We start from the raw sequence: 14,278 nt of genomic DNA on the forward strand, positions 1-14,278 counted from the left end.
TCTAGACCCCGAGCCACTCCAGGCCGCCCGCAAGCTCGCCTATGGCAAAGTCCACTTGCAGGACGCGGCGATGCATCGGAGTGGTCGCCGCGTCCGATGCATGGAGAATCGGCGTCGCGTAGAGCCAGATATCGCCTGCCTCGGCCACACACGCGATGGTGCCACAATGCCGGACGACGTCCTTTACGTCCTCCTCGGCAATCCGCCCAAGCTTATGCGATCCGGGCGCGATCAGAAGCGGCGCATTGCTTGCCGGGACAGGATCAATATGAACTCGCAAAGTTACCATACCCGATAGCAATGCGAAGGGCGGCTCGACATGTTGCATGCCGCTCTTGACGCTCCATGTTTGGAATCCGTCGACCGGTACGCGCGCTTTCACGGCGACCGTGCGATCTTGATGCCAGCCCAACGCCCAGTTCGTCGCAGCTGTCTTGTCAAACAGGATGGCCCTGACCGGGCGGCAGGCTTCTCCAAGCGCCGACGCGGCACAGCTTCCGATATCTCCGCTCGTGGCCAGGAAGGGCGCGAGGCCTTCGACGCCTCTTAGTCTCAGGCCCGCGTGGTCAGGCGGCAGACGGGACAGGATTGCCTTGAGCTGGCTCACCGCATCTGAGGTCAGCGCCCGCCGGAATAGCTGCGCGCCATCATCCAGAAGAGTGAGATGTTCAATTCCCAAGATCGCACACTAGGCCGATCGCTCAACCCACCCCATTCCGCTTCAAGATCATCTCCATGGCCTCCGCAAAACCATCCTGCTCATTGGTCGCAGTGACGTGCGTCGCCTGGTCCTTGACGTTGTCGGTGGCGTTGCCCATGGCGATCGAGATGCCGCTGACGGCGAACATCGCAAGGTCGTTCTGCATGTCGCCGATGGTGGCGACGGCGCCGGTCGCAATGCCCAGGCGCCTGGCCATTGCCTCGACGAACGTGCCCTTGTTGAAGCCCGGCGGGGTGATGTCGAGATAATAGGCCTGCGAGCGCACCGCGGTGGCCTCGCTGCCGAGCGCCTCCTGCATCGCTTTCTCGCAAGCCTCGAGCCCGGCGGCGTCGGCGCTGGCGCCGACGATCTTGCAGGCGCTCGACAGGTAAGACGAAAAGTCCGTCACGATGGTGGGATCGGAGCGGATCGTATGCTGCTCGTGTGCGACATATTTGCCGCTGGGGTTGTCGATCAGCCACTTGTCGGTGGTGAACAGCCAGATGTCGGCGCCGAACTTGCGGAGGATCTGCAAGGACCGCTCGGCCGCGCTGGCCGGGATTAGGTGCTGCTCGACCGGCCGCATCTCCGGATCGACGATCGAGGATCCGTTGAACGGGCCGACCGGCAGCCAGAGCGCCAGCGGCTCGATCAGGAAGCGCATGCCGAGGGCGGGACGGCTGGAGGTGATGGTGAAGCCGATGCCGGCCTTGTGCAGCCGCTGCACCGCACTCCTCGCGCGTTCCGTCAGCGTCTTGTCCTTGGTCAGCAGCGTGCCGTCGACGTCGGACACCACGAGTGATATTTGTGTCATGACAGGAACCTAACGGTTTTGCCTCAGCGTTTCGCAGTACCCAGTTTCAGCTGCCGCACCACGCCGTCCACGATCGCTTCGACGGATTCGTCGATCGAGACGGTAATGACGTGCTCGCCCGCCTCCGGCGGCTCCAGCGTGTCGAACTGGCTCGTCAGTAGCCCAGGCGGCATGAAATGACCCTTGCGCTGCGCGAGCCGCTCGGCGATCAGCTCCTTGGTTCCCTTCAGGAACACGAAGCGGACGTCGTCGCGTCCACGCAGCAGCACGTCGCGATAGGTGTGCTTCAGCGCCGAGCAGGCGATGATGATATGCCCGCCCTTGTCGCAAACCTGTGCGATTTCGTCGGCGATGGCGTTGAGCCAGGGCCAGCGGTCCTCGTCGGTGAGGGGATGGCCGGCCCGCATCTTCTCGACGTTGCTGGCGGGATGAAAGCTGTCACCGTCCTCGAAGCGCCAGCCGAGCCGCTCGCCAAGCGCTTCCGCAACCGTGCTCTTGCCCGAACCCGACACGCCCATCACGATCAATGCACAAGGTGCTTCAACGCCCGCCACGAATTCCCTCCGGAAGCGCGGCCCTGTCGACCAGCCAGACGGTCTCACCATTCGAGCGCGCGCGCAACGCCGGCAGAGTCTCGCCATTGACGAGGCGCGTCAAGATCGGCTGCTTGTCATGCCCGGCAATCTCGAACAGCATTTCGTGGCAAGACGCCAAAGCGGGCAAAGTGAGCGAGACCCGCGGCACGAAAGGCGCGACATTGGCCTTGGGCACCCCGACGACCCAGCGTTCGGTCTCCTCGATTTCGGGGAAGCCCGGGAAGAGCGAGGCGGTGTGGCCGTCAGGGCCGGCGCCCATCAGGACCAGGTCGAACAACGGCCGGGCCGGATCGAGGCTTTCAGACCCGTAGAAGGCCTGCAGCTCGCGCGCATAGGCCTCGGCGCTTCGGTCCGGATTGTCAGCCGTGGTCGGGATCGGGTGGATATGGCCGGACGGCGCATTGCGGTCGAGAAAGGTGGCGCGCGCGACCGCCATGTTGTTGAGGGGATCGCTCTCGGGCACGAAGCGTTCGTCGCCGATGAACCAGTGCACGCGGTTCCACGGGATCTTGCCGCGCCAGGGGTCGCTGCCGAGCAATTGATAGAGCTTCTTCGGGCTGGAGCCGCCGGTGAGGCAGATCGCGATGCGGGAGGGGTTGGCCGTGATCCGCGCCATCACCCGCTCGGCTGCGGCCTGGGCCAGCGCCCCGGCGTCGGCCGCGACGATCAGCTCCGGCAGTCCGGCCGCCGCCATCACGAAAATTTCCGCCAGCTTCGCCCGTCGCGCCGGAGCAGCTCGTCGGCGCAGGCCGGGCCGTCGCTGCCGGCTTCATAGGTCTCGATGCCGTTGGTGCCCGCGCTTTTCCAGGCGTCCAGGAACGGCTGCACTGCCTGCCATCCGGCCTCGATGCCGTCGGCGCGCTGGAAGAGGATGTTGTCGCCGATCATGCAGTCGTAGATCAGCGTCTCGTAGCCGGTCGAGGGATCGGCCCGGAAATAATCGCCGTAGCGGAATTTCATCTCGACGCCGTCGATGGTGACGCTCGGTCCCGGAATCTTGGCGTTGAACTGAAGCTCGATGGTCTCGGTCGGCGCGATGCCGATGGTCAGAAAATTCTGCGACAGGCGATCGACGGTCGTGCCTGAGAACATCGACAGCGGCGCCTGCTTGAACTTGATCGCGACCTCGGTGCGCTTGTGGCCCAGCGCCTTGCCGGTGCGCAAATAGAACGGCACGCCGGCCCAGCGCCAATTGTCGATCATCAGCTTCAGCGCAACAAAGGTCTCGGTGCCGCTGCCGGGCTTGACGTCCTCGGTCTTGCGATAGTCCGGGATATCGTCATCGCCGACGCGGCCTGCGAGATATTGCGCGCGGACCGAGTTCTTCAGCGCCTCCTCCCGGCTCGGCTGCTGGATCGACGTGAGCACCTCGGCCTTCTCGGAGCGCACGGAATGGGCGTCGAATCTTGCCGGCGGCTCCATCGCCACCAGCGACATCAGCTGGAACAGATGGTTCGGCACCATGTCGCGCAGCGCGCCGGTGGCATCGTAGAAGCCGCCGCGATGGCCGACGCCGAGCTTCTCCTCCACCGTGATCTGGATGTGGTCGATGTGGTTGCGATTCCAAATCGGCTCGAACATGCCGTTGGCAAAGCGCAGCACCAGGATGTTCTGCACGGTCTCCTTGCCGAGATAATGATCGATCCGGTAGATCTGGTGCTCGTCCATGATCTTCAGCAACTCGGCGTTCAGCGCCTTGGCCGAGGCGAGGTCGGTCCCGAACGGCTTTTCGATCACCAGCCGCCGCCAGGCGCCGTTCTCCTTCATCATGCCGGTGCGGCCGAGCTCGCGCGCCGTCGGTGCGAACGCAGTGGGCGGCGTTGCCAGATAGAACAGCCGGTTGCCGCCGGTGTCCTGCGCGCATTCCAGCGAATCCAGGTGCTCGCGCAGGCGATCGAACGACGGCGGGTCCTTCGGATCGGCCTCGACGAAGGTCACGCATTCCAGCAGCTTCTTTGCGATGTCGTCGTCCACGGGACGGGTCGCGAACTGGCGCAGTCCCTTCAATAGGCTGTTGCGCAGCTCGTCATCTGACTGCCCTCTGCGGGCCACGCCGACGACGCAGAACTTTTCCGGCAACAGATGCTCGGCCGCCAGATTGTAGAGCGATGGCATCACCAGGCGATGGGTGAGGTCGCCGGTCACGCCAAAGATGACGAAGGCGCAATTTTCCGGCTTGCGCTTTACTTGCGGGTCTTTTGTCACGAATTGTCGGCCTTCGCTTGGGTACGCTTACTGAGCTCTTATTTGGGCTTCGCCGCGCCCAGCTGCTTCGGCTCCTTGTGGCCGCCAAAACCTGCGCGCATCGCGGAGAGAATTTTTTCGGCGAAGGTGTGTTCCTGGCGGGAACGGAAACGTGTGTAGAGCGCCGCGGTCAAGACTTCGGCCGGCACAGCCTCGTCGATCGCCGCATTCACGGTCCAGCGTCCTTCGCCGGAATCTTCCACGAAGCCGGAATATTCCGTGAGCGCCGGACTGTCGGCGAGGGCCGTCGAGGTGAGGTCGAGCAGCCAGGACGGGATCACGCTGCCGCGCCGCCACACTTCAGCGATGTCGGCGAGATCGAAATCGTAACGATGATCGGCAGGAAGCGCTTCGATGTTGGCGTTCTTGAGGATGTCGAAACCTTCGGCATAGGCCTGCATCAGGCCGTATTCGATGCCGTTGTGGATCATCTTGACGAAGTGGCCGGCGCCGACCGGGCCGGCATGGATGTAGCCCTGCTCGATGCGGGGATCGCGGCCCTCGCGTCCTTCCGTGCGTGGAATGTCGCCGGCGCCGGGCGCCAGCGCGGCGAAGATCGGATCGAGCCGGTCGACCACCTGCTTCTCGCCCCCGATCATCATGCAATAGCCGCGGTCGAGGCCCCAGACGCCGCCCGACGTGCCGACGTCGACATAGTGGATGCCGCGTTCCTTCAGCGCCTTGCCGCGGCGGACATCGTCCTGCCAGAAGGTGTTGCCGCCATCGATGATGACGTCGCCCGCCTGCATCACGCCCGCGATGGTGTCGATCGTCGTCTCGGTGATGTGCCCCGCAGGCAGCATCACCCAGGCCGTGCGCGGCCGCTCGAGCTTCGAGATGAAGTCTTCGAGCGTTGAGGAGCCGACCGCACCGTCCGCGGCGAGGCTAGCTACGGCCTTGGCGTCCTTGTCATAGACCACGGTCGAATGTCCCTGGCGCATCAGGCGGCGAACGATGTTGCCGCCCATTCGACCGAGGCCGATCATGCCGAGTTGCATCTGCGATATTCCTTTAGTTCAGCGCGTCGTTGAGTGCCGCATTGAGTGCCGCAAGGCCCTTCTTGAGCCCGCCCTTGAGGTGGACGCGCAGCGCGCGCCGGCCGCGTTCGGTGAGCACGTCGAAATCGCCGCGTGCCTGCGCCGCCTTGATCACGCCAAAGCTGGCCTTCTGGCCCGGCACCGCCAGGTCCTTGGCATCGTCAGCGGTGATCTGGAGGAACACGCCGCTGTCGGGCCCGCCCTTATAGGCCTGCCCCGTGGAGTGCAGGAAGCGCGGTCCGAATTCGGCACAGGTTGCGACCTGCCGCTTCTCACGGACTTCGAGCCGCATGGCCTGGAGCGCGTCGATGGTCACCTTGTCCCGCGCGATATAGCCGAGCAGGGCGACGTAATCGCCGTCGCCGGAGCGCGACAGATGCGCCTTGAGCCACGAGGTGAGGTCGCCGTTGGCGCCGGCGGCGCGCAGCGCGGTGGCGTTGACCTCGTCGGTGTAGAGATCGGCCTCATCGGTGCTGACCACCGGCTGCTCTTCCGGCAAGGCGCCGGTCTTCTCGAACGATGCCGTGAGCTCGCGGGTCTTGATCTTGGCGGCTTCCACGTCCGGCTGGTCGAACGGGTTGATGCCGAGGATCGAGCCCGCCACAGCGGTCGCCATCTCGAAGCGGAAGAACTCCTGGCCGAGATGGTCGATCGACTTCATCACGATGCGTACGACGGGATGCCCGGCCGCTTCGATCGCGGCAAGCTTGGAGTCATGGGCGGCGTCCGCTTCGCCTTCGATGCGGATGTCGATAAAGAACCGGTCGTTGCCGTAGACGGAAGGATCGCCAAGCGGCTCGCCCTCGATCGGGATCAGGCCCTTGCCCTCCTTGCCGGTCGATTCCGCGATGAGCTGCTCGGCCCAGGCGCCGAAATCGGCGATCTTCTTCGACGACAGGATCGTCACCTTATCGCGGCCTTCGAGGCCGGCGAGGCCGATGGCAAGGCCGAGCTGCACGCCGGGGTTCTCGCTCGGCGGCACGTCAGGTCCGCAGGAGCGCGCCATGGCGAGCGCATGCTTGACGAAGGTCTTGACGTCGATGCCGGCGGTCGCCGCCGGCACGAGGCCGAACGGCGACAGCACGGAATAGCGTCCGCCGATCGAGGGCTCGCCATGGAAGATGCGGGCGTAGTTCAGCTTCTTGGCGGCCTTCTCCAGCGATGAGCCGGGATCGGTCACCGCGATGAAGCGGAAGCCGGTCTTGGCCTTCGGGCCAAGCGCTTGCGCAACGCGCTCATGGAAATAGTCCTTCATCGCGTTCGGCTCGGTGGTGCCGCCGGACTTGCTGGAGACGATGAACACGGTGTTGGCGATGTCGATCCGGGCCTCCATCGCCCGCACTTGCGCCGGGTCGGTGGAATCAAGCACATGCAGCTTCGGGAAGCCGGGCTTTTTCCCGAACGTCTCGGCCAGCACCTCCGGCCCGAGGCTCGATCCGCCCATGCCGAGCACGACGGCGTCAGAGAACTTTTGCCCCTTCACGCGGCCGGCATAGTCCTCGTAATCGGCGACGTCGGCCTTGGCCGCGCTGTCGAGCCAGCCGAGCCATTTGTCCTCGTCCGTGCCGGTCCAGACCGACTTGTCGCGCTGCCACAGCCTGCGGATCTTGGCGGAGGCACGCCATTCCTCCGTGCTCTTCACCACGGCCTTGCCGAGCCCGTCGCCGAGCGAAAGAAGCTGGCGGTCGAGCGCGGGCCCAAGCACCGTGGCGCGCTTGTGGGCGACGGCGCCGTAGAGCTTGTCGGCGGCGTCCGCGAACAGCTTGACGCCGTCCTTGACGAGCTCCTCGGTGATGGCATCGAGCGAGACGCCCGAGCGCTCAAGCTCTTCCAGCACGCGGTAGGCGTCGTCGACGTTCTCCTCCAGGCTGTCGCGCGGCTTGCCGTGGTCGCGGAATGCATCCAGCGTTGCCGGCGGCACGGTGTTGATGGTGTCGGGGCCGATCAATTCTTCGACATAGAGGACGTCGCTGTAATCCTTGTTCTTGGTGCCGGTGGAGGCCCACAGCATCCGCTGCGGCTTGGCGCCCTTGGCGGCGAGCTTGTCCCAGCGGGGACCCGAGAACAGGCGCTTGTAGTCCTGGTAGGCGACCTTGGCATTGGCGATCGCGATCTTGCCCTTGAGCGCGGCGAGCCGCTCCTTCTCGGATGGGTCGTTGGCGCGGGCGATCTTGTCGTCGAGCTGCTTGTCGACCACGCTGTCGATACGGCTGACGAAGAAGCTGGCCACGCTCGCGACATGCGAGGGGTCGCCGCCGCCTGCCACGTATTTCTCGAGCCCGGCGATGTAGGCTTCGGCGACCTCCAGGTAGACCGCCTTGGAGAACAGCAGCGTGATGTTGATGCTGATGCCGTCGCCGATCAGCTGCTCGATCGCCGGCAGGCCTTCCGGCGTCGCCGGCACCTTCACCATCAGGTTCTTGCGACCAACATCCTTCCAGAGCCGGCGAGCCTCAGTGACCGTGCCTGATGTATCCATGGCGAGATAGGGCGAGACCTCCAGGCTGACATAGCCGTCGCCGCCCTTGAGGCGGTCATAGACCGGGCGCAGCACGTCGGCCGCGTTCTGGATGTCCTCGATCGCGACGGCCTCGAACAAATCGGCCACGGTCCGGTCGCCGCGCTTCAGCGCCTTGCCGATCGGGGCGTCATATTCGTCCGAGCTGCCGATCGCCTTCTCGAAGATCGAGGGGTTGGAGGTGACGCCCTTGACGCCGTCGGTCTCGATCAGCCGCTTCAGGTCGCCCTTGGCGATGAAGCCGCGGGCCAGGAAGTCCAGCCAGACGGCTTGTCCGTGCTTTTCCAGTTCTTTGACGGGATTCATGATGCTTATTTATCTCCAAGCCTGCGGGCGAGGGGTTTCCGCGCCGGTCCTGACGCGCTATCCTCTAGCTTACATGCTCCCGGGAGGGAACCAATCAAGGGTACAGGCGTCATACCCTCCAGTGTAACTCCGTCGCGATCATGGCGATCCGGGCGGCAGTAGCGGTTGTTGCGTAAAAAGTCGTTGGCCGAAGGTTCGGCCGGGTCTGGTTGCGTAACTCCGGCCGCTTCGTCGTCAGCCAGTGGCTGCGTGGAGTGCCATCAGCGGATTCCGGTCCGTCTGGTGCATCGTGGCTCGGCCGCGAATGGCCATGCTGGGGAAATGCATGCACGCCCATCCTGAAGGTCTGGCATTTGCTGTCGGCGACAGCCAGCAATCGGCCATGACCATCGACGCGTCCCGCGATCTCGAAATCAGGCGATGCGCGACGCAGTTGCGGCTGCTGGTCGCGGCAGGCTTTGCGATGACCCTGCTCAGCGCGAGCCTCGCCTTCGACTTGTGGGACGGTTTGGGCGACTACGACACGACGCTCGGCTATGCCGGCGTCGCGCTGTTCGGCCTGGTGACCTGCCGGCTGATCTGGATGCTGCCGGCCGAACGGGGGGCGGTGGTGGTCGTCACCCCCTACGGCATCCGCGATCTCCGCATCGGTAATGAATTTCTGCCGTGGGATTCGATTGCAGAGATTTCGGCTGAGGAAAGCCGCGGCCATAAGATGATCGTGCTGACGCCGACGCCGGCCTTGCAGCAGCAGCTCTGCGGCATCCGCGATCTGGCCCGTTGCGCGCGAAACGATCGCATCGTCATCCCGTCGGACGGCCTGGCGACCGATTTTGACACATTGCTGCGCGCTTGCCGCGACCGTCACGCTGCCAGCACTCCGCGCGCCGCATTGCAGCAGGAAGATGAACGCGGCAACCAAGGCGGCGCTCAAGGCTTCGCCGTACAAGCGTCATAAGATCGCCGCTCGCAGCTCGCTATGCTGCAACGCCGGATGGTCTCATCCCCGGTAACGCCCGGATGTTGCGACCAAGTGACATTTTCTGGAAATGAGCCAATATAGATAGAGATTCGCACAAATTACGGGCAGGTGCCTGTTCGTAACTCAACGAGTGCCTACGTTGTGCGTTGCGTCGTGTCTGCACCCGGGTGTCCAATGATCGTCATGTGCTCACGCTGATTCGAAATGGCCTGAGGAACGGTCCGGTAACTGCTTTCGTTTCAGCTTGTAGCGGAACTCACGCGGAGAGGGATCATGTACAACGATTCTCTATTCAACGCTTTCGCTCGGTCGTTCGAGGCGAGAAGCCAGCACGACATGTCGATGGCGGAATATCTGGAATCGTGTCGAAGCGATCCCATGAAATACGCGAACGCGGCCGAACGACTACTAGCAGCGATCGGTGACCCCCAGACGATTGACACGGCCAAGGATACCCGCCTTGGCCGTATTTTTTTGAACCGTACGATCCGTACCTATCCGGCCTTCGCCGGGTTCTACGGCATGGAAGAAACGATCGAGCGCATCGTCGGTTTCTTCCGGCATGCGGCGCAAGGTCTCGAAGAGCGCAAGCAGATCCTCTATCTGCTCGGCCCGGTCGGCGGCGGCAAATCCTCGCTCGCCGAGCGGCTGAAGTCGCTGATGGAAGTGCATCCGATCTACGTGCTCAAGGCCGGCGATGAACTCTCGCCCGTGTTCGAGAGCCCGCTCAGCCTGTTCGATCCCGATCATCTCGGGCCGATGCTGGAAGAGAAATACGGCATTCCGCGCCGTCGTCTCACCGGCCTGATGAGCCCCTGGTGCTATAAGCGGCTGGAAGCCTTCGGCGGCGATATCTCCCAGTTTCGTGTCGCAAAAATCCAGCCGTCGCGGCTGCGCCAGATTGCGATCTCCAAGACCGAGCCCGGTGACGAGAACAACCAGGACATCTCCTCGCTGGTCGGCAAGGTCGATATCCGCAAGCTCGAGACCTACGCGCAGAACGACCCCGACGCCTACAGCTATTCCGGCGGCCTCAACCGCGCCAACCAGGGCGTGCTCGAGTTCGTCGAGATGTTCAAGGCGCCGATCAAGATGCTGCACCCGCTGCTGACCGCGACGCAGGAAGGCAACTATATCGGCACCGAAAACATCGGCGCGATCCCGTTCACCGGCGTCATCCTCGCGCACTCCAACGAGGCGGAGTGGTCGAGCTTCAAGGCCAACAAGAACAACGAGGCCTTCATCGACCGCATCTGCGTGATCAAGGTGCCCTATTGCCTGCGGATCACGGAGGAGCAGAAGATCTACGAGAAACTGATTCAGGGATCCGAACTCGCGGCGGCGCCTTGCGCGCCCTCGACGCTGGAGACGCTGGCGCGGTTCTCGGTGATGTCTCGCCTGCGCAAGCACGAGAATTCCACGGTGTTCGCCAAGATGCGGGTCTACGACGGCGAAAGCCTGAAGGAATCCGATCCGAAGGCGCGCAGCGTCCAGGAATACCGCGATGCCGCCGGTGTCGACGAGGGCATGGACGGCGTCTCCACCCGCTTTGCCTTCAAGATCCTGGCCGCGACCTTCAACCACGATCCGCAGGAAGTCGCCGCCGACGCCGTCCACCTGATGTACGCGCTGGAGCAGTCGATCAAGCGCGAGCAGCTGCCCGAGGAAGTCGAGAAGCGCTACCTCGAATTCATCAAGGCAGATCTGGCGCCGCGCTACGCCGAGTTCATCGGCAACGAGATCCAGAAGGCTTATCTGGAATCCTACTCGGATTACGGCCAGAATCTGTTCGACCGCTACGTCGACTATGCCGATGCCTGGATCGAGGACCAGGACTTCAAGGATCCCGACACCGGCCAGCTGCTCGATCGCGAGCTTTTGAACCAGGAGCTGACCAAAATCGAAAAGCCGGCGGGCATTGCCAACCCCAAGGACTTCCGCAACGAGGTCGTCAAATTCTCGTTACGGTCACGGGCCCAGAACGGTGGCAAAAATCCGACCTGGACCTCCTACGAGAAGATTCGCGACGTGATCGAAAAGAGGATATTCTCGCAAGTTGAGGACCTGCTTCCGGTCATTTCTTTCGGATCGAAGAAGGACGGCGAGACGGAGAAGAAGCACGGCGAGTTCGTCGCACGCATGGTGGAGCGTGGCTACACCGAGCGTCAGGTTCGCCGGCTCGTCGAATGGTACATGCGTGTGAAGCAGGCCGGTTGAGGCGGATGGTAAAGTGCCCATTCACATTATTGACAGGCGCCTGAATCCAGGCGGCAAGAGTCTTGAGAACCGCCAGCGGTTCTTGCGTCGGGCCAAATCCCTGGTGCAGGGCGCCGTCAAGAAGACCTCGCAGGAACGCGACATCAAGGACGTCCTGGAGGGTGGTGAGGTCACGATCCCGCTCGACGGCATGCACGAGCCGCGCTTCCGCCGCGAAGGCGGAACGCGCGACATGGTGCTGCCCGGGAACAAAAAGTTCATCGAGGGCGACTATCTGCAGCGCTCCGGCCAGGGCAGCGCCAAGAATTCCGGCCCGGGCGAAGGCGACAGCGAGGATGCCTTCCGCTTCGTGCTCTCCCGCGATGAGTTCGTCGATCTTTTCCTCGACGATCTCGAGCTGCCGGATCTTGCCAAGCGCAAGATCGCGCAGACCGAGAGCGAGGGCATTCAGCGCGCCGGCTACACCACGTCGGGCTCGCCCGCCAACATCTCGGTGAGCCGGACGGTGAAGCTCGCGCTTGCGCGCCGCATCGCGCTCAAGCGTCCCCGCAAGGAGGAGATCGAGGAACTGGAAGCGGCGATTGCCGCCTGCACCGACGAGGACGAGCGTGAGGTGCTTCTCGCCCAGCTCGAAAAGCTGAAGGCGAAGTCCAAGCGCATTCCCTTCATCGATCCGCTCGACATCCGCTACCGCCGCTTCGAGACGGTGCCGAAGCCGGTGGCGCAGGCGGTGATGTTCTGCCTGATGGACGTGTCGGGCTCGATGTCCGAGCACATGAAGGATCTCGCCAAGCGCTTTTACATGCTGCTCTACGTGTTCCTGAAGCGCCGCTACAAGCACGTCGAGATCGTCTTCATCCGCCACACCGACCGCGCCGAGGAGGTCGACGAGCAAACCTTCTTCTACGGTCCGGCCTCGGGCGGCACGCTGGTCTCGAGCGCGCTGCAGGCGATGCACGAGATCGTCCGCGAGCGCTTCAATCCGTCGGACTGGAACATCTACGCCGCGCAGGCCTCCGACGGCGACAATTCCTATTCCGACGGCGAGCTCACAGGGCTCCTGCTGACCGACAAGATCCTGCCGGTCTGCCAGTTCTTTGCCTATCTCGAAGTCGGGGAATCCGGCGGCAGCGCCTTCGATCTCTCCGACTCCTCGCTCTGGACCCTCTACGATCGCCTGCGCAACGGCGGCGCACCGCTCTCGATGCGCAAGGTCTCGGAACGCAGCGAGATCTTTCCGGTGTTCCACGATCTGTTCCAGCGCCGCGAAAATGCCCAGGAGAAAGCCGCTCCATGACGGAACGATTGTTCGAAGGCGCGGATTGGGATTTCCACACCTTGCAGCGCATCACCGATGCGTGCGAGGTGGTGGCGACGAAAGATCTCGGGCTCGACGTCTATCCGAACCAGATCGAGGTCATCACCGCCGAGCAGATGCTGGATGCCTACTCCTCCGTCGGCATGCCGCTGTTCTACAAGCACTGGTCGTTCGGCAAGCAATTCGCCTTCCATGAGGCGTCCTATCGCAAGGGCCTGATGGGGCTCGCCTATGAGATCGTGATCAACTCCTCGCCATGCATCTCCTATCTGATGGAGGAGAACACGGCGACGATGCAGACCCTGGTGATCGCGCACGCCGCTTTCGGCCACAATCACTTCTTCAAGAACAACTATCTGTTCAAGCAGTGGACCGACGCCGACGGCATCCTGGATTATCTCGACTTCGCCAAGACGTATGTCATGCAATGCGAGGAGCGCTACGGTCGCGTCGAGGTCGAGCGCACGCTCGATGCCGCACATGCGCTGATGTCGCACGGCATCGACCGCTATCCCGGCAAGAAGAAGCTGGACTTGCGCGCCGAGGAGAAGCGGGCAGGGCGGCGCCGCCAGCACGAGGAGGAGGTCTTCAACGACCTCTGGCGCACCGTGCCTAAGGGCGCCGCCAAGAGCCGGTCCGCGCTCAGCATCGAGCGCCGCCGCAAGCTGCTCGGCCTGCCGCAGGAAAACCTGCTCTATTTCCTGGAGAAGAGTGCGCCGCGGCTGGCGCCGTGGCAACGGGAGCTGCTGCGCATCGTCCGACACATCGCGCAATATTTCTACCCGCAGAGCCAGACCAAGGTCATGAACGAGGGGACGGCGACCTACGTCCACTATCGCATCATGACCAAGCTGCATGAGCAGGGCCGCATCACCGACGGCAATTTCCTCGAATTCCTGGGATCGCACACCAATGTGGTGTTCCAGCCCGAATTCGACGACCCGCGCTTCTCTGGATTCAACCCCTATGCGCTCGGCTTTGCCGTGATGCAGGACATCGAGCGCATCGTCACCAAGCCGGAGGACGAGGACCGCGAATGGTTCCCCGACATCGCCGGCAAGGGCGACGTGATGGGCGTGCTGCGCGATGTCTGGGCCAACTACCGCGATGAGAGCTTCATCGCGCAGTTCCTGAGCCCGAAGCTGATGCGGCACTTCCGCATGTTCCATCTGCACGACGATCCCGAAGAGCGCGCCGGCATCCGGGTCGATGCCATCCACGACGAGCGCGGCTTCCGCCGCGTGCGGCGCGAACTGGCGCGGCAGCACGATGTCGGCTTCATCGACGCCAATATAGAGGTGGTCGACGTCGATCTCTCCGGCGACCGCCGGCTGATCCTGCACCACCACGTCATCAAGGGCTCGCAGCTCAACGAGACCGACGCCAAGCGGGTGCTGCAGCACCTGGCCGATCTCTGGACCTACGACGTCGCGCTGATCGAGGTCGATGCCAACGACAAGGTCATGCGCGAATACGTCGTGAGCCCGCGCCCGATCCCGGCGGCAGTGGCTTGAGGCTGTCGTCTGCGCGGCAATAAGGCGAGATG

11 protein-coding genes are annotated in these 14,278 nt (G+C 63.5%); 4 read left to right on the forward strand and 7 right to left on the reverse strand.

Features of this window, described 5'->3' with window-relative positions; all coding sequences use genetic code 11:
- Position 1: 1 nt before the first annotated feature.
- The 7 genes from CV770_RS06820 to CV770_RS06850 are packed head-to-tail and all read right to left on the reverse strand — an operon-like array spanning position 2 to position 8,215.
- The gene (locus CV770_RS06820) at positions 2-679 is read right to left on the reverse strand and encodes a phytanoyl-CoA dioxygenase family protein (protein WP_104461759.1); all 678 of its coding nucleotides are present in this window, start codon (positions 677-679) and stop codon (positions 2-4) included.
- Between the two features lie 22 nt (positions 680-701).
- Positions 702-1,514, reverse strand: a complete 813-nt coding sequence (locus tag CV770_RS06825; RefSeq protein ID WP_104461760.1) for an HAD family hydrolase — start codon at positions 1,512-1,514, stop codon at positions 702-704.
- Positions 1,515-1,537: 23 nt separating this feature from the next.
- Positions 1,538-2,068 (reverse strand): gluconokinase, encoded by a 531-nt coding sequence (locus CV770_RS06830; protein ID WP_104461761.1) that lies wholly within the window; start codon positions 2,066-2,068, stop codon positions 1,538-1,540.
- Positions 2,055-2,804 (reverse strand): 6-phosphogluconolactonase, encoded by a 750-nt coding sequence (pgl, locus tag CV770_RS06835; RefSeq protein WP_201759726.1) that lies wholly within the window; start codon positions 2,802-2,804, stop codon positions 2,055-2,057. The genes CV770_RS06830 and pgl overlap by 14 nt, the downstream gene beginning before the upstream one ends.
- The gene (gene zwf, locus CV770_RS06840) at positions 2,804-4,315 is read right to left on the reverse strand and encodes a glucose-6-phosphate dehydrogenase (protein WP_104461763.1); all 1,512 of its coding nucleotides are present in this window, start codon (positions 4,313-4,315) and stop codon (positions 2,804-2,806) included. The genes pgl and zwf overlap by 1 nt, the downstream gene beginning before the upstream one ends.
- A 38-nt stretch (positions 4,316-4,353) precedes the next feature.
- Complete coding sequence (gnd, locus tag CV770_RS06845) at positions 4,354-5,352, reverse strand: phosphogluconate dehydrogenase (NAD(+)-dependent, decarboxylating) (protein WP_104461764.1); 999 nt, start codon at positions 5,350-5,352, stop codon at positions 4,354-4,356.
- A gap of 13 nt (positions 5,353-5,365) precedes the next feature.
- Positions 5,366-8,215 (reverse strand): bifunctional transaldolase/phosoglucose isomerase, encoded by a 2,850-nt coding sequence (locus tag CV770_RS06850; RefSeq protein WP_104461765.1) that lies wholly within the window; start codon positions 8,213-8,215, stop codon positions 5,366-5,368.
- Between the two features lie 304 nt (positions 8,216-8,519).
- Between CV770_RS06850 and CV770_RS06855 the strand changes: the two genes are divergently transcribed.
- From CV770_RS06855 to CV770_RS06870, 4 genes are all read left to right on the forward strand, one after another.
- Positions 8,520-9,173 carry an STM3941 family protein gene (locus CV770_RS06855; protein ID WP_104461766.1) on the forward strand — a complete coding sequence of 218 codons (654 nt, stop codon included), beginning with the start codon at positions 8,520-8,522 and terminating at the stop codon, positions 9,171-9,173.
- A 297-nt stretch (positions 9,174-9,470) separates the two neighbouring features.
- Positions 9,471-11,414, forward strand: a complete 1,944-nt coding sequence (locus tag CV770_RS06860; protein ID WP_091961095.1) for a PrkA family serine protein kinase — start codon at positions 9,471-9,473, stop codon at positions 11,412-11,414.
- A 19-nt stretch (positions 11,415-11,433) separates the two neighbouring features.
- The gene (locus CV770_RS06865) at positions 11,434-12,711 is read left to right on the forward strand and encodes a YeaH/YhbH family protein (protein ID WP_201759729.1); all 1,278 of its coding nucleotides are present in this window, start codon (positions 11,434-11,436) and stop codon (positions 12,709-12,711) included.
- Positions 12,708-14,246 carry a SpoVR family protein gene (locus tag CV770_RS06870; RefSeq protein ID WP_091961101.1) on the forward strand — a complete coding sequence of 513 codons (1,539 nt, stop codon included), beginning with the start codon at positions 12,708-12,710 and terminating at the stop codon, positions 14,244-14,246. Before CV770_RS06865 ends, CV770_RS06870 begins: the two co-directional genes overlap by 4 nt.
- Positions 14,247-14,278: the final 32 nt, after the last annotated feature.

The organism is Bradyrhizobium sp. AC87j1, from assembly GCF_002936975.1.
Lineage (GTDB): Bacteria > Pseudomonadota > Alphaproteobacteria > Rhizobiales > Xanthobacteraceae > Bradyrhizobium > Bradyrhizobium shewense.